The sequence below is a fragment of the Streptomyces sp. NBC_01429 genome (genome assembly GCF_036231945.1).
Lineage (GTDB): Bacteria > Actinomycetota > Actinomycetes > Streptomycetales > Streptomycetaceae > Streptomyces.
This window is the reverse complement of sequence record NZ_CP109599.1, coordinates 3,824,854-3,842,546: the sequence shown is the minus strand read 5'-3', so window position 1 is coordinate 3,842,546 and position 17,693 is coordinate 3,824,854. Positions and strand designations below refer to the sequence as shown.

The following is a 17,693-nucleotide window of genomic DNA, read 5'->3' as shown; positions in this document are numbered from 1 at the left end:
GTGGCGGCCTTTCAAGGTCATGTAAGGAGCATGTGGTGCGAGGGGCGTGACACAGCGGGGGACCAGGTCCGCCGAGCCGGTGTGACTTTAGGTGTGAGTGCCCGTGCGAGTTCCCGTGTGGTTCCGGTGTGAGCGAGGTACAGGGAGGGCGACGGAATGGATCCGGTAACGGTCCCCGAATTGGCGGCCGCTCTCCATCGAGCGGACGAGGCCGCCTGGCGCGCACTCGCCGAGTTGTTTCCCGGGGAATTCCCCTCGGTCCGGGTGACCGGGGACGCCTCCGCGCTGACCGCGCTCGCCGAGCGACTGGCCGCCGATGCCGCCGCCCGGCCGGGACTCCTGGCGGCCCTCCGGCGGTGGCTGACGGCTGAGCCGGTCACTGAGCCGACGACTGAGCCGGTCACTGAACCGATGGCTGAGCCGACGACTGAGCCGGTCACTGAACCGATGGCTGAGCCGACGACTGAGCCGACGGTCAACACGATCGCGGGTGACACCAGGATCTCCGGGCCCGCGGTTCAGGCCCGCGACATCCACGGGGGCATCCACGTGCACGAACACGTCCAGCGGTCCGCACGGCCCACCGTCCCCCGGCAACTCATCACCGGCGCCGCCCACTTCACCGACCGTACCGCCGACCTGGCCGCCCTCGACGCGCTGCGTGCCGCGCGCTCCGGCGCCGGGCCGCTGACCGTCGTCGTCACCGGGACCGCGGGGGTCGGCAAGACCGCGCTGACGATCCGGTGGCTGCGCGGCTTGACCGGTGAGTACCCCGACGGGCAGCTGTACGCCGACCTGCGGGGGCACGCGAAGGACGGTCCGGTACAACCGGGCGCGGTACTCGGCCAGTTCCTGCGAGCGTTCGGCCTCGACCATGTGCCCGCCGACCTGGCCGAGCAGGCGGCCCTGTGGCGTACGGTCACCGCCGAGCTGCGGATCGCCGTCATGCTGGACAACGCCCTCAGCGCGGCACAGGTCCGGCCACTGCTGCCCGCCGCCCCCGCCGCCCTGGTCGCGGTGACCAGCAGAAGGAGACTGCCCGGCCTGGGCGTCGACGGGGCCGTCTTCCACCGGCTGCACGCTCTCGATCCCGGAGCGTCGGTCGAGCTGCTGAGCCGGCGGCTGGGCGGTGAACGGGTGGCCAGGGAACACGAGGCGGCGTCCTCCCTGGCGGACCTGTGCGCCGGGCTGCCGCTCGCCGTCTGCGTGGTCGCCGCACGCATGGCGGCCCGCCCCCTCCAGCCGCTGGCCGCGCTGGTCGGAGCGATGAACCGGGAGGGGGGCCGCCTCACCGCGCTGCACGTGGGTGGTGGCGAGGAGGCGGTGGAGACCGCGCTCGACGAGTCCTACGAGGCGCTGCCGCCGGCGTCGGTCGGCGGCTACAGACGGCTGGGGCTGCTGCCCGTCGCCGAGTTCGGGGCCGATGTCACCGCCGCCGCCTGCGCCTGCACCCCCGAGGCGGCCGAACGCCTCCTCGACGAACTGGTCGAAGCCAGCCTCCTGGAGGAACTGGGCGCTGACCGCTACCGCTTCCACGACCTCGTCTCCCTGCATGCCGCGCGGCGCGCCGACGAGGAGGAGCTGCCCGGTGTGCGTGAGGAGACCGTACGCCGCGTCCTGGACTGGTACTTGTCCACCGCCACCGCCGCCAGAGCGCTGTTGTCCCCCTCTCATCGCAGACTTCACCGCGACTACGTCCACGCGCCCCCAGGGCCACCGCCGTTCGGGGACAGCACCACCGCACTGGGCTGGCTGGACGCCGAGCGGCTGCGCCTCATGGGCGCCGTGCGCACGGCCGTCGAATGGGGCTGGGACGCCACCGCCTGGCAGCTGGTCGACAGCATGCAACCGCTCTTCCTGCGCCTGCGGCCCTACGACTTGTGGATCGAGGCCCACGCGACGGGCCTGGCCGCCGCGGACCGGGCCGGTGACGCGCGCGCGGTGAGCCGCATGCTCACCACCGGTGGCAGCGGGCTCTACAACGCGGGCCGCTACGACGAGGCCATCGACTGGTTCGGCCGTGCGCTGCGCGACGCCCGGACGGAGGGAGACCGCCGCGCCGAGGCCCAGGCGCTGCACGGCCTCGGCCAGTCCCATCGGCTGGCCGGACGACTGGAGCAGGCGACCTCCCTCTTCACCGAGGCGCTCACGCTGCGGGAGGAGATCGGCTACGACCGAGGTGTGGCCCTGACCCGGCTCTGTCTGGGCGACATCGCCCTCGCATCCGGTTCTCCGCATACGGCTGTCGCCCTGCTGAGCCGGGCCAGGGAGGGGCTGCTCGCCGTGCCGGACCCGTACGACGCCGCGCGGGCGCTCGCATTCCTCGGCCGGGCCCATGCCGCCGACGGAATCGGGGACTTCGCTACCGCCGAGCGGCAACTGCGCCAGGCGCACGACGAGTTCGTGGCGACGGGGTCGGTGCACTGGCAAGGGCGGGTGCTCGAAATGCTCGGCCGGACGGCGCAGGACCGTGGCGACCGCCGGAAGGCCAGGGACTGCTACGAACAGTCCCTGGCCCGCTATTCCCCCGTCAGCCCGGTGGACGCGGCACGCCTGAGGGAACGGCTGCGGGCCCTCGGGCACCGGGACCCTCTCGGGAATCCCCCCGAGAATCCTCCCGGGGACCCTCTCGGGGACTGCTGAGTTCCGCGAGGTACCGATGGAGTGCGGAGCAGAGCAGCGCGTGCTCCCGGCCGGTCCGTACCCGGCCGGCCGTGATCCGGGCACCGCCGCGCAGGACGGCGACGCAATTCCCGTCGACGGCGCTGCGTACGCTGACCAGCAGGCACCCGGGATAGCGGTGCAACAGCCCTACGGCCAGGTCCGGTTCACCGGTGCCGTAGAGCACATCGGCGCAGCTCCGCCAGGTCTCGTCGGCACCGCTGTCGAGGTCCACCCGGACGTGGTCCGGCCACACCGTCACCGCGGCGCTCACGCCGACACCTGGCCGTCGAACAGGGATGCGGGCAGGGGCACGGTTTCGGTGGCCGGCGGGAACGCGGGCTGTCCCAGCCCGAGCAGCCGGTACATCACCCGCCGCATGTTGGAGCCGAACCGGCCGGGTTCGGAGGAGATTCTGGCCGAGATCGCGGCGTACTCCAGCCTTGGGTACTCCGCCGCCGCGTAACGGAGCTGTTCGGCGAGCGAACGGGTGGGGCAGAGCGCCGGTGTGGCGAGCGCCATCGCGACGCCGGGCGAGGCGGGGTTGGCGTCGCCGTGCGGGTAGCGGGCCAGCAGGACCGCGGCGCCGGTCATGGTGGCGTAGAGCGTGACGGAACCATAGTCTCCGATGACCGAGTCGGCGGCGACGAGCGGCGCCCGCCAGTCCATGTCCGGCGGGAGCACGATGACGCCGGCCCGTCGGCAGTCCGCCAGCCAGGCCCGCACCTGCCAGTGGCCGTGCTGCGACCAGACGTTGGGGTGCACCAGGAGGGCCTTGCGGTAGCGCCGGGCCGGCAGTTCGGTCAACAGCCGGGGCAGCAGGGCGTCCAGCCGGTTGAACGACGACCGCCGGCCCCAGGTCGAGGTCACCAGTACCAGATGCTCGTCGAGGCGCAGCCCCAGCGCCGCGCGGTACCGCTCCCGTAACGGCAGGCTCGCCGCGATCCTGTCGTAGGAGGGATCGCCGACGACCTCGGCGACCGGCAGCGCCTCCGGGCACCAGCGTTTCAGGGCGCGCAGATCGTCGCTGTGCGGAAGCGCGACGGCTCGCGGAACCACCGCACCGTTCCATGTCAGATACCCAGGGCCGGTGATGCCCCCGGGCCCGCGCACACGGCCGACTGCTGTCCCACTGGCCCCTGTCGCGCCTGCCCAGCCGGTCCCGCCGGTCCCGTCGCCCGGCACCCGTTCCAGCGACATGTGGCCCGCCCCGTGGGAAATCCGGACGATCGGCGCCCGCACCTGCTCCATGCCCCGTGAGCCGGCGGTGAGCGCCAGGTCGAACTCCGTTCGCACCGCCTCCTGCCAGGGCAGCACCGTCGCCCCCAGGTCGCGCAGGAACCGGGCGGCGCCCTCGTTGAACGCGTGGGGCGCGATGGTGAACACCACCTCGACCCGCAGGTCGGACTCCAGCAGCGGCAGTACGTCTTGCAGGCGCTTGCCGTACACCTCGGTGTGGACCAGGACGAGCACCTTCTTGCGGCCGGACAGTGTGCTCCACTGTCCGTCGCCGGACTCTTCTGTTGTGCGCCTTCGCTCGATGTGCTTCACGGACATGCGTCGTTCCCCCGCAGACCTTGAGCTGTGGCGGATCCCCCTCGGATCGCCTGAGCGACGGAGTACCCGGGGGGCGGCGCGGAAGCCTTGGCCGACCCTTGACGAAACCTTGCTGTGCACGACAGGGGAGGGTGGCGGGGGAGGGCGTCCGCTCAGCTCCGTACGCGTAGGTCGTAGTCGTTCTGGCGCGCGCGGATCTCGTCCGCGTTGTCGACCGTCCAGTCGTACAGCCGGCCGAACGGTTCGCGCAGGGAATCGCCGAGGGGGGTGAGGGAGTACTCGACACCGACCGGCGAGGTGGGCAGCACACGGCGCACGATCATCCCGTTGCGCTCCAGACGGCGCAGGGTCTGGGTCAGGACCCGCTGGGTCACGCCCTCCAGGCGACGCTTGAGCTCGTTGAAGCGGCGGGGCTCGTCGAGGACCGCCATCACCATCATCGACCACTTGTCGGCGATCTGGTCGAGGATCGGGCGGCTGGGGCAGTCGGACCGGTAGACGACGACGGTGCCGGCGCTTGTCCCGGCGCTTGTCCCGGCGCTTGTCCCGACGTTTGCCTGGGCGTTTGCCTGGGCGTTTGTCCCGACGTTTGCCTGGGAGGTTGGCTCGACGCCGGTGTCAGCGCCGGCGCGGGTTTCAGAAGCGGTCATGTCGGTATCCTCCGCGATCCTTGCGATGCCCAAAGTGCGTTCTTGACGCCGGTCGCCCACCGTCGCACTGTAAGTATGCATCGGGAACCTAGGTGCGTATCGGGTACGGATCGGAGATCTTCATGAACCACGACGCCTACGCGACCCTGCGGGTGAGCCGCGAGTCCGGCATCGCCCGCGTCACCCTCGACAACCCGCCCGTCAACGTCCTGGACGTCGCGCTGATGGCCGACCTCCGGCACCTGCTGACCGCGCTGCGGGACGACGACTCGGTCCGGGTGATCGTGTTCGACAGCGCCGACCCGGAGTTCTTCATCGCCCACGTCGACATGTCGCTCGTCGACGCGCCGGACGCCTTCGACGCGTTCGCGGCCGACCTGCCGGACGGCGTCAACGTCTTCCAGGCCCTGGGGGAGCTGCTCCGGCACCAGCCCCAGGTGACCATCGTCAAGCTCGCCGGGACGGCGCGCGGCGGAGGGGCGGAGTTCGTGGCGGCCGCGGACATGACGTTCGCCGCGATCGGCCGCGCCGGGATCGGCCAGATCGAAGCGCTCATGGGCATCGTCCCCGGTGGAGGGGGCACGCAGTACCTCGCAGGGAGGATCGGCCGCCATCGCGCGCTGGAGGCGGTGCTGAGTGCCGACCTGTACGACGCCGAGACCGCGGAGCGCTACGGCTGGATCAACCGGGCCGTCCCCGCCGACGAACTCGACGACGTCGTCGACCGCCTCGCCCGCGACATCGCCGCCCTGCCCGAGGGCGTGATCGCGGCGGCCAAGCGCGCCATCGTCCCCGCGGACCTGGCCGAGGGCCTCCTGCGGGAGCACGACGCCTGGGCGGGCCAGATCGTCCGCCCCGCGGCCGAGCGCCTGATCCGCGGCGGACTGGCCCACGGAGCCCAGACCCGCGACGGCGAGCGCGACCTGGAGGGCCTGCTCCGGGGACTGGCAGAGTAGGCACCGCCGCCTTCATCGAGGCGTACGGGACGGAACTTCTCGTCGCTGATCTGCTGCTTGTGTCCCGCGCGGCTCGGGCGGAGGACCCGCCCCGCCGGCCAGCCGCACCACACCCTCACCATGCCTCAACTCCCTCCTTACATATACGTGTTGACAACACGAAACCGGTCGCTTCACCATCGGAGATCAGGACTGGCCGGCACCGCGGAACCGAGTGATGTCGCACCGCGCAACCGGTGTGGGCGCGCGGGGCCGTACTCGTTCGATCGGACCAATGCGGGTCGGAAGTCGAACACAAGCGACATCGGGGGAAGTTGCATGAAGATCCTTTCCAAGGCCGCGTTACGCGGCAGGGCCGCCGCGCTCGTCGGCCCTGCCGCCCTGCTCGGAACATTCGGACTGGCCGCGCCCGCCGCGCAAGCCGCTGATGCCGCGCCCACCGCGCAAGCCGCGCCCACCGCGCAAGCCGCACAAACCGCGCCCGCCGCTCCCGCTGCTCATGCCGGGCCAGCGCTCGCGTCTGCGCCCGCGCCCGAGCCGCCGCGTTTCGCGGACGGCTTCGGCCTCACCGTCGTCAGCCAGCCGAACTGGGCGGACGACAAAGGACGCACCTTCGTCTTCACCGTGAAGTCCGCCGAGGTCCCGGTCTACGACGCGATGCGGGACCAGGTCCCGGGCGAGCACGTCGTCATGGTCACCCTGCCGGCCGGGTACGACGGCGCCGCCGACTCCCGCTACCCGGTGCTCTACAACCTCCATGGTCGCGGGGACCTGCCGAACGCGACCTGGAACCAGACCATCCCCGAGCGGGCGACCGACGGCGTACCGCTGATCACCGTCACGCCGAACGGCGGCGGCCACGGCTGGTACACGAACTGGGTGAATCCCGGCTCGCGAGGCCGCCAGAACTGGGAGACCTTCCACCTCGACCAGGTGATCCCGTTCATCGACGCCAACCTGAAGACCGTCCCCGCCAAGGAGGGCCGGGCCATCGCCGGCCACTCGATGGGCGGCTTCGGCGCGTTCCGTTACGCCGAGGCCCGGCCGGACCTGTTCAGCTACGTGGGCAGCTTCTCCGGCGGCCTCGACCTCCAGGATCCGGCGCAGCGCGCCGCCGTGGTCGGCAGCGGGTTCCTGCCGGACTCCGGTACGCCGCTGGTCGAGCCCGACGCGATCTTCGGGCCGCCGGTATGGCCCCTCGACCAGGTCTGGAACGAGAGGAGCCCCGCCCAGAACGTCGGCGCGCTGCGCGGCATGGGCATCGCGATGTACAGCGGCGACGGGGGCGACCTGACGGACAATCCGATCCAGGCCGTGTTCGAGAAGGGAGCCAGGGGGACCGCCGTGACGACCGCGGCCAACCTGGCGAAGGCAGGCATCCCGTACCGCTTCGCCGACTACGGTGACGGCAGCACGTGGGCCGAGGGCTGCACGGGCAAACACGCCCAGGAGCCCTGCCTACAGGCCGACATGAACGACTTCGTGAAGCTGATCGCGAAGCGCCTCACCCGCTCGTGACCCTCGCGGCAGAGGAACCGGCGCCGCTCGACGGCCGTGGCCGTGGCCGTGGCCGTGGCTACGGGTACGGGTACGGCCGCGGCCATGGCTACGGCCATTGAGCCGGCAACGGCGGTTGTCGTCAGCGGAGTCCGCCGCACCATCACGAGGGTCTGATGCACAACGACCAGGGCCCCATGCCTGACCACCAGGGCCCCACGCCCGACCACCGAGGCCCCACGCCCGGCCACCACAGCCCGGCGCACAACCACCAGGGCCCCACGCGCAACACGGACAACGCGGTCAGCGAGACGCGCAACGCGGTCAGCGAGACCACCGTGCACGGCCCGCTGATCCAGGCCCACACCATCAACGGGCCAGTGACCATCGGCGACCCTCCGCGCGGGCGTGCCGAGCCCGAGAGACCGCTCGACCATGACGCGGACCTGCTCGCGAAGTCGCTCCGCACGCAGTGGCGGGCGGAGGAGGAGCAGCGGAAGATCCGGGACATCCCGCTGCCGGTCCGCTGGCGAGCGGCGCCCGACGACGTCATGGACCACTGGTCCAACATCTGCCGTTCGCCGGCCGGGGCCGTCCCCCGCGCACCGGCCCTGGCCGGTCAGCTGGACGAGATCGTGGAGGTCCATCGCCGGATCCCGTCCCGGCGGCTGGTGGTGCTGGGCCGGGCGGGATCGGGCAAGACGATCCTGACCATACGGTTCGCCCTGGATCTGCTGGCGGCCCGGACCGATCCCGCCGCCCCCGTACCGGTGATCTTCAGCCTCGTGTCGTGGAACCCCACCACCACGACACTGCGCCGATGGCTGACCGGCCAACTGGAGCGTGACTACCCCCGCTTGGCCGAGAGACGCGACCTCCCCGGCTGGGCCGAGAGCGGTCCCGGCGCGTCGACACGGGCTGCCGTGCTGGTCGACAACGACCGTATCCTCCCCGTCCTGGACGGCTTCGACGAGATCGCCCAGGGTCTGCACCGTCCCGCGCTGCAAGCGCTCAACGACACGGACATGCCGCTGCTGCTGACCAGCCGCCGCACCGAGTACGTCGCCGCCGTGCGGGACACCAAGGCCCTGACCTCCGCCGCGGCCGTCGAGCTGACCGACCTCTCCCTGACCGACCTGGACAACTACCTGCCGCGCACCACCCGCAAGGCGACACCCACCGCCACCGCGTGGGATCCCGTGCTGCGCCACCTGCGCGACCAGCCTCAGCACCCGGCCAGCGTCCGTCTCGCCGCGGTGCTGTCGACTCCGTTGATGGTCGGGCTCGCCCGCACCATCTACAGCGACACTCCGGACCGCGACCCGTCCGCGCTGCTCGACACCGATCGCTTCGGCACTCCCGAGGCGCTCGAAGAGCATCTCCTGGACGACTTCATCCCCACGGTCTACCGCGACCGGCCTCTCGCGCACCGCGAACGTGTCCCGCACTGGCTCGGCCACCTCGCCCGGCACCTGGACCGGCTCGGCACCCGCGACCTCGCCTGGTGGCAGCTGGGCGGCGCGATGCGCCGCTCGTCGCGCATGTGCGTGATCGGGCTCGTGGCCGGACTGGCCTTCGGGCTCGTGGACGTGCTGGTGATGTGGTTCGCCTTCTGGCAGCAGGGATACGGAGTCGCGACGGGACTCGGCAAGGCGCTCCTGAACGGGTTCTCGTTCGGGTCCGTGGCCGGTCTGGCCTTCGGCCTCGTGTACGGGCTCAGATACCGGAACGGGGCGCGGGAGCCGTCGCGCGTACGGGTGCGGCTCCGCGGCGGTACGAAGGAGACGCGCGGGGAGGTCGTGCCCAGGCTGGCGATCGGACTCGTGGGAGGGTTCGGCTTCGGATTCTCGGCCTGGCTGCTGGACACGCTCGTCCTCGGGCTGGCGGAATGGCCGACGTACGGACTCATGACCCTGCTCGCCCACGGAGCGGAAATAGGGCTCAGCGCCGGGCTCCCGTACGGTCTCGCCGTCGGCCTCGCGTTCGCGCTCACGGCCGCGGTCGAGACCCCCGTCGACCTCGACACCGCCGTCGGCCCCCATGACCTGTTGCGCACCAACCGTGTGACCGTGCTCTTCCAGCTCCTCGTGCTCGGGCTCTTCACCGGGATCGCGGGCGGAATCCTTTACTGGCTGGGGGAGTTCAGGATCATCGACTGGGCCCTGTTCGGGATGGTGGGAGGGCTGGGCGGCGCGCTCGCCTACGGACTCAGTCTGACGGCATGGGGCCAGTGGGTGACTCTGTCGCGCATCTGGCTGCCACTGACCGGGCGGCTGCCCTGGGCCGTGAGCGCCTTCCTGCGGGACGCCCACCGGCGAGGCGTGCTGCGCCAGACCGGCGCGGTCTACCAGTTCCGCCACGACCGGCTCCGGGACCGCCTGACCAACTCCGCCTCTCGGCCGCCCCGTTGAGGTGGGCCGTAGCCCTGTGGAGGCGACTCCGTGCCGGGCCGCTCGCGACCGGGCTCACCCCTGCCCGTACGCATCAGCTGCGCCCCTGGCTGAAGACGTCTTGGCGAAGCGGAGGAGACGCGGTGATCCTGCGCGTGATGACGGCGGCGCTGACTCTGCTGATGCTGGGGACAGCGCCCGCCGGAGCGGATAACGGAGCCAACGGGGCCGCCGGAGCCAATGGAGACGCCGGGGCCGCTCGGGCCGGCGGCGGTCAGGTGGACGGTCTGACGGTCGAGCATCAGGCGACCCGCTGGGCGTCGACGAGGCCAGGCCGCGGTTCGGCTGGTCCCTGAGCAGCCGCACGCGCGGCGGCAGGCAGTCGGCGTACGAGATCGAGGTGTCCACGGCGCGCAATGGACGGCCGGATGTGTGGGACAGCGGCAGGGTGCGCTCCTCGCGGTCCTTCGACATCGACTACGCGGGCCCCGGCCTGTGTTCGCGTGCGCGCTACTTCTGGCGGGTACGGGTACGGGTACGGGGACGGGTCTGGGTACGGGTCTGGGACGGCGCTCGGCGGGCCCGCGGACACGGCACCCGCCGGGACCCGTTACTTCCGGCGGGCGTTCGACCTGCCCGCCGACGAACCGTTCACCGCCGCCCAGTTCGAGCTGACCGCCGACGACAGCTTCACGCTCCACCTCAACGGGAAGGAGATCGCCCGCTCGCCGAACGTGAGCGACTCCTGGAGCACGGCGGCCCTCATCGACGTCTCGGCCGACCTGCGGCCCGGCCGCGACGTGATCGCGGTCGAGGCGACGAACGCCTTCGCGGGACCGGCCGGACTGATCGGCAGGCTGCGGGTCCGGGGCTCGTCCGGTGGCGACCCGTTCGACCTCGTCACCTACGACGGCTGGGGTGGGCAGCTACCTCAAGTACACCTCCGCAGCGTGCACTTCACCCTCCTTCGTCCCTCCAGCCGTGATACCACAGAAGGGGTTTGTCAGGTCGAGTGTCGAACGGGGTGATGTGGTGGCTGTGGGCTATCTGGTGACCGTGGTGTTGGCCGTACTGATCGTGGTGTTCTGTCTGGCTCGCATACGCGGGCCGAAACCGCTCTTCTACTTCAGCTACCGGCTCGGCCTGGTCTTCAACGAGATTCCGCACGTCGCTCTCTACGCGTTGGTGGCCTCGACGGCACTGGCCCTCTCTGAGGGCGACATCACCACGACCTCCGACTGGGTGAACGTCGGGGTGGCAGGGGCCGCGGCTGCCGGGCTTGTGGTGGTCACCCTGCGCGGAATGCGGGCGGCGTCCGTGGTGCGTGTCGCCTTGGACGACGCGCTCGGCGCCGGGACGGGGACGCACCGCCGGCCGCCGCTGGCACGCATCCTGCTCATGCCCGTCTTTCGCCGCCGCCGTGACGTCAAGCGGGTGAGCAACCTCAGCTACGGGGACGCGGGCCGTCGCAACCTCCTCGACGTCTACCACGGCCGCTCACGCCCCCAGGGCGGCTCCGTAATGATCCACTTCCATGGTGGCCACTACGACCAGGGTCGGAAGAGCACTCAGTCGCTGCCCCTGCTCTACCGGCTCGCCAGCCAGGGCTGGGTCTGCATCAGCGCCAATTACCGGCTGCGCCCCGACTTCCCGCATCCCGCCCATCTGATCGACGCGAAGAAGGTCATCTCGTGGGCGCGCGAACACGCAGCGGAGTACGGCGCGGCGCCTGCGGCGGCCGTGTTCGTGGCGGGGAGTTCCGCGGGTGGGCACATGGCGGCTCAGGCAGCACTCACCCCCAATGAACCGGCCTACCAGCCCGGGTTCGAGGAGGCGGACACCTCCGTGACCGCCGCCGTCGTGCTCAACGGTTTTCTCGCGGAGTACTTCGACGGCGACCCAGCGACCTCGCCGGTGAACCTCGTCCGGGCGGATGCACCACCATTCCTCATCGCGCACGGGGACCTGGACGAGCTGGTGGACACGGAGAACCCCAGGGCTCTTGTCACCGCTCTGGGATCGGTCTCCACCTCGCCGGTCGTGTACATCGAACTACCGGGTGCCCACCACGCTTTCGACCTCTTCCACTCCTTCCGGTTCGAGGGGCTCATCGGCGGCGTCGAGGACTTCGCCGCATGGGTGACGGCCCGGAAGAACCGGCCTAAGAGCTCGTAACACGATCTTGTTGAAGTGTGCTGGTTGGCCGTGACCAGTGTGAGGATTCGGCCGTTCGTGATGGCGTGAGCACTCGGCCGTGGATCGTGGACGACGACGTGTGGGCGCTGATCGAGCCGTTGCTGCCGCCTTGGCCGGACCGGTCTCCAGGGCCTCGGCCGGTGTCGGACCGGCTCTGTCTGCAGGGCATCCTGTTCGTCCTCTACAACGACATAGCCCGGCAACACCTGCCGCTGGAGCTGGGCTTCGGCTCGGGGCAGACGTGCTGGCGCCGACTGGACCGGTGGCAGGAGGCAGGAGTCTTCGACCAGCCGCACCGGATCCTGCTCGCCGAGCTGAACGCGGCCGGCGCGACACCGGCACCGTCGGCAAGGCCGGCCAGACCTGGACCGTCACAACCTGGCTGACCCATTGGGCCGAGAACATCGCCGCACCACACGTGGGCGAGAACACCATCGACGGCTACCGCGTCGCCGTCTACCACCACCTCATCCCCGGTCTCGGCGTGCACCGCCTGTCCAAGCTGGAGCCCGAGCACGTGGAGCGCTTCTACGCCAAGATGCAGAAGGCCGGCAGCGCAGCCGGCACCGCGCACCAGGTCCACCGGACCGTGCGCACGGCCCTCAACGAGGCGGTGCGCCGTGGCCACCTCGCCGTCAACCCCGCCTCCGTCGCCAAGGCGCCGCGACTGGAAGAGGAAGAGGTCGAGCCCTGCACGGTCGAGGAAGTGCACAAGCTCCTCGACCTGGCCAACAAGACCCGGCACCCGGCGCGCTGGGTCGTAGCCCTTGCCCTCGGGCTGCGTCAGGGTGAGGTCCTCGGTCTCAAGTGGACGGACGTCGACTTCGAACTGCGGGTCATGACGGTCCACCGCAACCGGCTACGGCCCCGGTACGACCACGGCTGCGGCAACCGCTGCGGGCGCAAGCCCGGTTACTGCCCTCAGAAGGTCAACATCCGCCATGAGACGAAGGACACCAAGTCCCGCGCCGGACGCCGTCCCATCGGCATCCCCGAACCTCTGGTGCGGCTGCTGCTCCAGCACCGGCGAGAGCAGGAGCGGGACCGCCGACTGGCCGGCGACCTCTGGACGGAGAAGGGGCCCGTCTTCGCTTCCCCGACCGGCGAGCCCCTCACCCCGAACACCGACCACCACGAGTGGAAGGACCTCCTCAAGGCGGCCGGTCTGCGCGCGGGCCGCCTCCACGACGCCCGCCACACGGCCGCGACCGTGCTGCTGATCCTTGGCGTTCCCGACACGGTCGTTGACGCGATCATGGGCTGGGCGCCCGGCAAGTCCGCCCGGATGCGCCGCCGCTACCAACACCTCACCAACCGGGTGCTCACGGACACCGCCGACAAGATCGGCGGGCTCCTTTGGCCGCTGCCTGAGGAGCCGCCTGTCGCTCGACCGGCCCTGGTCTCAGCCCGGCCAGGGGTCGGCCCGAACGCACCTGAGTTCGGGCCGGCCCCTTCGAGCTGGCTGTAGACACCCCCCGGAGTCCTACCCTTCGGCGGGCTGCTCTTCGCCTTGCTCGGTGGTGTAGGGCCGACCGGCCTGATCTGTGACGACGGCGACTGATGTGGGCAGAACCTCGACCCGGAACGCCAGACTCGCCTTGATCATGTTCCATAGAGGGTTGCCCCGCGTGATCAGCGCCAACGCCCTGGGCTGAGGGAAAGCCGGGTCGGGAACGAGCCTCACGCCGCCTGAGGCATTGTCGTCCAGTGAGCGCCTGACCCAAGCGGCATGCCGCTCCTTGATCCCCCGGAGTCGCTCAACCGTGAAATGGGTGGGTTGGTCATCTATCTGCTTGTGGTGCCTACTGCACAGCAGCAGATTGGTATGGCTGTCCCTGGAGACGTCGTCCAGGTCTTCCGCCTCGGGCCGCCTTTGGAACGAGCCACGATGTGTGCCTCGTCGCCGAAGACCGACGGATCATCACAGTCCGTCTCTGGGGTGATCACCTCCCCACGGCAGATTGCACACCTCCCGCCGGCTTCAGCCCACACGGTCTTGCGCGTCTTCTCGGAGACCCCCATGCGTGGCACCTTGGTCAGAAGAGCTCAGGTGTGCGCAGAAGAACCAGACCGGGCTCTTGCGCGTGCAGGGAGCCGTCGCGGCCTGATCGAAGCAACCGCAACCCCAAACTGCAACCCTCAACGTCGAAGGGCCCCACCGCAAGCGGTGGGGCCCTTCGACGTATTGCCCGGTGAGAGCAATGGCGGAGGATACGAGATTCGAACTCGTGAGGGGTTTCCCCCAACACGCTTTCCAAATGTTCGTGTGGAGGTTCGGCGGGAGCCATAGGTGTCCTGAACTGCGGAGGAGCTTTCGGCCCGATCTCGCCTGGACGGATCCGGACGGGGACGAATGAGACCAGAACTGAGACCGACCGGGGCGTTCGAGCGGTGCAACGTCGGCGGTACAGCCGTGATGATGCGCTTGCCGAGAGACTTCCCCCCGCCCTCGAACACCAGTCAGTTGCCCAGCCACGCCTTGGCCATGAGGTGCGAGGTCGCCCCGGCAGACTTCACTTGCGTACGTTGGCGACCTCGACAAGGTTCATGGATGGCTGCTCAGTGTTGCTCACCGGGGCGGTTCTGGGTTTGACTTTCTGCAGGGTGGTCGGGGGCGGTCTGCTGCAAGAGTTTGATGGCCAGTTCGTCGGTGGCGTCTGCTTGTCCGGTGAGGCGATGGACTAGTACCCATCTGCCCCCCGGCATAGCGCCGGCGAACACGGAGGCGTCACCAGTGGCGCCGTTGTGCCAGAGCACGGCGCCGGCTTTCTGCCAGGACATGGCAGGTTCTCCGAGTTTGCGGTCGACGAGGAGTGCGGTTACCAGGCGAGCGGTGGCCCGGGGGGTGGCCCAGAGGCCACCTGCGGGCTGGATGGCGCCGGTCATGGTCCAGGGACGGCGTGGGCGACCGAACAGACCGCGGCTGTGCAGGCATTTGTCCGGCGGGGGAGTGGTGGTTACCTCGTTGATGTCCAGAGGAGCAAGGACGTGATGATTCAGGAGGTCCTGGTAGGTCATCTCTGCCGCTGAGGTAAGCGCGGCGCCGAGGATGGCGTACCCGAGATTGGAGTACTCCTCGGTGTGGCCCGGCTCCGTGGTGGTGAGGGTGTCCAGTCGCTGGAGTACCGCGTGTAGGGCGGTGGTGTCGAAGGCAGCGTAGGGGTCGCGCCGTCTCAAGCCTGGGGGCAGCCGTGGAATGAGGTTGATCCCGGGGAGTGGACACCGGATTTCATGCGGCGAGTGAAAGCGTACGTGATGTGATCAGTTGCTGTTCGAACTCGGCTGGTGTGAGGTATCCGAGGGCGGAGTGCCGCCGGCGCCGGTTGTAGTACGACAGCCAGCGGAACACCTCAAGCCGTGTCTGTGCCTTCGAGGTCCAGCGTCTTCCGTGAAGCAGTTCTCGTTTGAGGCCCTGGAAGAACGACTCGGCCAGGGCATTGTCGTAGCTCGAGCCGATCCGGCCCATGCTGCGGCGGATGCCGTGCCGGCGGCAGACGTCGGCGAAGGAGGCCGCGTTGTACTGGGCACCCCTGTCGGTGTGGAAGACGACGCCGTCCACCCGGCCGCAGCGGGCAGCCACGGCCATCTCGATCGCGTCGGTGACCAGCGAGGTCCGCATGTGATCGGCGATTGACCAGCCCACCACGCGCCTCGAGCAGATGTCGATCACCGTGGCGAGATAGAGCCAGGTCGTGCCGACGGCTATGTAGGTGATGTCGCCGCACCACCTGGTGTTGAGGGTGTCGGCTGTGAAGTCGCGCATCACCAGGTCCGGCACGGGCGGCGCGGCCTTGTTCGCGATCGTCGTCCGCTTCTTCTTCCGCAGGTGCCGGCCGACGATGTGGTTGACCCGCATCAGCCGGGTCACGCGTTTGTGGTTGATCCGCCGTCCTCTCGCCCGCAGCTCGGCATGGACGCGCGGGGCACCATAGGCACCATCGTGCTCGGCGTGGATGGCGCGGATCTCGGCCACGGTCCGCTTCTCCTCTGCCTGGCGCTCGGCGCGGGCCTGCCCGGTGGCCAGATGGCGGTAGAAGCCGGCGCGGGACACCCCGAGCACCCGGCAGATCCGCTTGACGCCGAAGTCGGCGCGGTTGTCGGAGATGAAGTCCCAGCGGCGAGGGCTCACTTCACCTCCCGAGCGAAATACGCGGCCGCCCGGCGAAGGATCTCGCGCTCGAGGTGCCACTCTTTCTCGGCCTTCAGCAGCCGGGCGTTCTCCGCCCGCAGCCGGGCCAGCTCCTCCGCCTCGCCACCCGTGTCACGGCGTCCGGGCACGGCCTGGGCCTCGTCCTTGCGCACCCACGTCCGCAGCGACTCCGCGGTGATGCCGAGATCCGCGGCCACCGCCGCGTAGGTCCTCTTCCCGGCGGCGGCACGGTAGAGCGCGACCGCGTCCTTCCTGAACTCCTCCGGATACGGAGACCTGCGTCCCACCTGGACATCCCTCCCTGGACCATCAAGATCCATTGTCAGGGTGTCCACTCCAAAGGATCAGCCTCACCTCCGCAGTGGCCCTCCCGAAGAAACGGACTACCAGGTCAGGAAAGCCCCTTAGAATGTTCGATAGTTGCCCCTGGTCCCACAGTTCGATCTTCAGGTTGTGGTGGGATTTGCGAAGTTCCGCCAATGTCTCGACGACCTTTACGTCCGAGGCGTCCGCAGTCGTGATCACGACCAGGCGCTGGGCCGCGAAGGGGCGTGTACCTTCCATATAGCGCTTTACCGCGTCCCTCAGATCGGCTGCGGTAAAGCGCTCGTAGCGCTTGGCCTGATACACCGAAGTCGGCCCCGAATCAAGGAACGCGACGACGTCGATACCCTGCTGTGGCTGCCCACGGCGTCCGAACAGCCGGGCTTCGCGGGCTTGGTCGACCTTCAAGGCGAGAGCAGCCACCAGGTGCTCGACGGCTTCCCACGTGAGGTCGCCGGTGTTAAGCAGGAGTGGGGCCGTGTATGTCAGTGGCGGTGCGTGGGGGAACTCAGAGCACACCAACGGATGATCCGGCCCGAGGACCTCTCCGTGCGGCTCACTTCCGGTAGCGACTTCGCTCACGGCGCCCTCCCCGCCGGTGATTGTAGACGCACGAGCTACGGCCGCTGTCCTCGGTGAGTTGGTCGTCCAAGTGGCATCGCGCTCTCCTCTCCTTGTGCGGTTCTCTGCACGGCCTAGATGGCTAGCTGCTCCGCAGTATGGTCCCTCGCGATCAAGGATCGAACCATGGGATTTGCAACCCTCAACGTCGAAGGCCCCCGCAGCGAGCTGCGGGGGCCTTCGACATATTGCCCGGTGAGAGCAATGGCGGAGGATACGAGATTCGAACTCGTGAGGGGTTGCCCCCAACACGCTTTCTAACTGTTCGTCCGGGGGGTTCAGGCAGATCAGTCAGTGTCCTGACCAGCAGCGTAATCCTCAGGTGGAAGCAGGCTGATCGTACCGGCACAGGAGTGAATGCAACGCATACTGCAACCCGCGGGTGGGCTCACCGACGCGTGTTTCGCCCTCAGCTTTCCAAAGCTCTATACCCCTCTTACCAGCATGAATAGATCGGGATGCGGCTACTGATGGTTCTCCGGCCGGGAGGCAGGCCGGTTCTTCCGGGCCTGCCTCCCAAAGTGCCTCCGTGTCGGCCGTGTAGCTCGGCAAGGTCGCTGTGCCGCCTCGGGACCTACTCGAGGTCGGAGAACAGCTCGGCCTCGTAGATCCGTTGGGCCGTCGGACGGACCGGTCGGCGAAGAGCGGCGCGGTGTGCAGCTGAGGGCGGCTGCGGCGCGGGCGGGCGGGG

The 17,693-nt window shown here is 69.6% G+C and carries 13 protein-coding genes and 2 pseudogenes; 9 read left to right on the top strand and 6 right to left on the bottom strand.

Annotated features, from left to right (window positions below; genetic code table 11):
* Positions 1 to 17 precede the first annotated feature (17 nt).
* The gene (locus tag OG627_RS35510; RefSeq protein WP_443073488.1) at positions 18 to 440 is read right to left on the bottom strand and encodes a hypothetical protein; all 423 of its coding nucleotides are present in this window, start codon (positions 438 to 440) and stop codon (positions 18 to 20) included.
* On the opposite strand from OG627_RS35510, the gene OG627_RS16625 reads away from it, so the two are divergent.
* A complete protein-coding gene (locus OG627_RS16625) occupies positions 412 to 2,643 on the top strand; it encodes a tetratricopeptide repeat protein (RefSeq protein ID WP_443073487.1) in 2,232 nt (743 codons plus the stop codon). The genes OG627_RS35510 and OG627_RS16625 overlap by 29 nt on opposite strands.
* 288 nt (positions 2,644 to 2,931) lie before the next feature.
* On the opposite strand, the gene OG627_RS16620 is transcribed toward OG627_RS16625, so the two are convergent.
* Positions 2,932 to 4,218, bottom strand: a complete 1,287-nt coding sequence (locus tag OG627_RS16620) for a hypothetical protein (RefSeq protein WP_329065833.1) — start codon at positions 4,216 to 4,218, stop codon at positions 2,932 to 2,934.
* Positions 4,219 to 4,370: 152 nt separating this feature from the next.
* On the bottom strand, positions 4,371 to 4,688 hold the full coding sequence (locus OG627_RS16615; RefSeq protein ID WP_329072717.1) for a winged helix-turn-helix transcriptional regulator: 318 nt from the start codon (positions 4,686 to 4,688) through the stop codon (positions 4,371 to 4,373).
* A gap of 302 nt (positions 4,689 to 4,990) precedes the next feature.
* Between OG627_RS16615 and OG627_RS16610 the strand changes: the two genes are divergently transcribed.
* The 8 genes and pseudogenes from OG627_RS16610 to OG627_RS16580 all read left to right on the top strand — a co-directional run bounded on the left by OG627_RS16610 (position 4,991) and on the right by OG627_RS16580 (position 13,375).
* Positions 4,991 to 5,824: an enoyl-CoA hydratase/isomerase family protein gene (locus OG627_RS16610; protein WP_329065831.1), complete on the top strand. Its 834-nt coding sequence runs from the start codon at positions 4,991 to 4,993 to the stop codon at positions 5,822 to 5,824.
* Positions 5,825 to 6,142: 318 nt separating this feature from the next.
* Positions 6,143 to 7,342 (top strand): alpha/beta hydrolase, encoded by a 1,200-nt coding sequence (locus tag OG627_RS16605; protein WP_329065830.1) that lies wholly within the window; start codon positions 6,143 to 6,145, stop codon positions 7,340 to 7,342.
* A gap of 176 nt (positions 7,343 to 7,518) precedes the next feature.
* Entirely contained in the window at positions 7,519 to 9,732 is a 2,214-nt protein-coding gene (locus OG627_RS16600; RefSeq protein ID WP_329065828.1) for an NACHT domain-containing protein, read from the top strand.
* 292 nt (positions 9,733 to 10,024) lie between these two features.
* Positions 10,025 to 10,195: pseudogene (locus OG627_RS35505) on the top strand (glycoside hydrolase family 78 protein); the annotation flags it as partial.
* 19 nt (positions 10,196 to 10,214) lie between these two features.
* Complete coding sequence (locus tag OG627_RS16595; protein ID WP_329065826.1) at positions 10,215 to 10,739, top strand: hypothetical protein; 525 nt, start codon at positions 10,215 to 10,217, stop codon at positions 10,737 to 10,739.
* 4 nt (positions 10,740 to 10,743) lie between these two features.
* A complete protein-coding gene (locus OG627_RS16590; RefSeq protein WP_329065824.1) occupies positions 10,744 to 11,886 on the top strand; it encodes an alpha/beta hydrolase in 1,143 nt (380 codons plus the stop codon).
* Positions 11,887 to 11,969: 83 nt separating this feature from the next.
* A pseudogene (locus tag OG627_RS16585) lies at positions 11,970 to 12,236 on the top strand (transposase); the annotation flags it as partial.
* A gap of 89 nt (positions 12,237 to 12,325) precedes the next feature.
* On the top strand, positions 12,326 to 13,375 hold the full coding sequence (locus tag OG627_RS16580; protein WP_329065822.1) for a tyrosine-type recombinase/integrase: 1,050 nt from the start codon (positions 12,326 to 12,328) through the stop codon (positions 13,373 to 13,375).
* Positions 13,376 to 14,466: 1,091 nt separating this feature from the next.
* Here the strand turns inward: OG627_RS16580 and OG627_RS16575 are convergent.
* The 3 genes from OG627_RS16575 to OG627_RS16565 all read right to left on the bottom strand — a co-directional run bounded on the left by OG627_RS16575 (position 14,467) and on the right by OG627_RS16565 (position 16,963).
* Complete coding sequence (locus OG627_RS16575; protein WP_329065820.1) at positions 14,467 to 15,084, bottom strand: serine hydrolase; 618 nt, start codon at positions 15,082 to 15,084, stop codon at positions 14,467 to 14,469.
* A gap of 52 nt (positions 15,085 to 15,136) precedes the next feature.
* Positions 15,137 to 16,344, bottom strand: a protein-coding gene (locus tag OG627_RS16570; protein WP_329065818.1) for an IS3 family transposase whose coding sequence is annotated in 2 segments (ribosomal slippage) — positions 15,137 to 16,098 and positions 16,098 to 16,344 — 1,209 coding nt in all. Because the reading frame shifts where the segments join, the coding sequence is not laid out codon by codon here.
* A gap of 22 nt (positions 16,345 to 16,366) precedes the next feature.
* Positions 16,367 to 16,963, bottom strand: a complete 597-nt coding sequence (locus OG627_RS16565) for a hypothetical protein (RefSeq protein ID WP_329065816.1) — start codon at positions 16,961 to 16,963, stop codon at positions 16,367 to 16,369.
* Positions 16,964 to 17,693 lie beyond the last annotated feature (730 nt).

Coding starts and splice junctions, on each gene's coding strand:
- OG627_RS16625 (WP_443073487.1), top strand. CDS start 412: ATGGCTGAGCCGACGACTGAGCCGGTCACTGAACCGATGGCTGAGCCG.
- OG627_RS16620 (WP_329065833.1), bottom strand. CDS start 4,218: ATGTCCGTGAAGCACATCGAGCGAAGGCGCACAACAGAAGAGTCCGGC.
- OG627_RS16610 (WP_329065831.1), top strand. CDS start 4,991: ATGAACCACGACGCCTACGCGACCCTGCGGGTGAGCCGCGAGTCCGGC.
- OG627_RS16605 (WP_329065830.1), top strand. CDS start 6,143: ATGAAGATCCTTTCCAAGGCCGCGTTACGCGGCAGGGCCGCCGCGCTC.
- OG627_RS16600 (WP_329065828.1), top strand. CDS start 7,519: ATGCCTGACCACCAGGGCCCCACGCCCGACCACCGAGGCCCCACGCCC.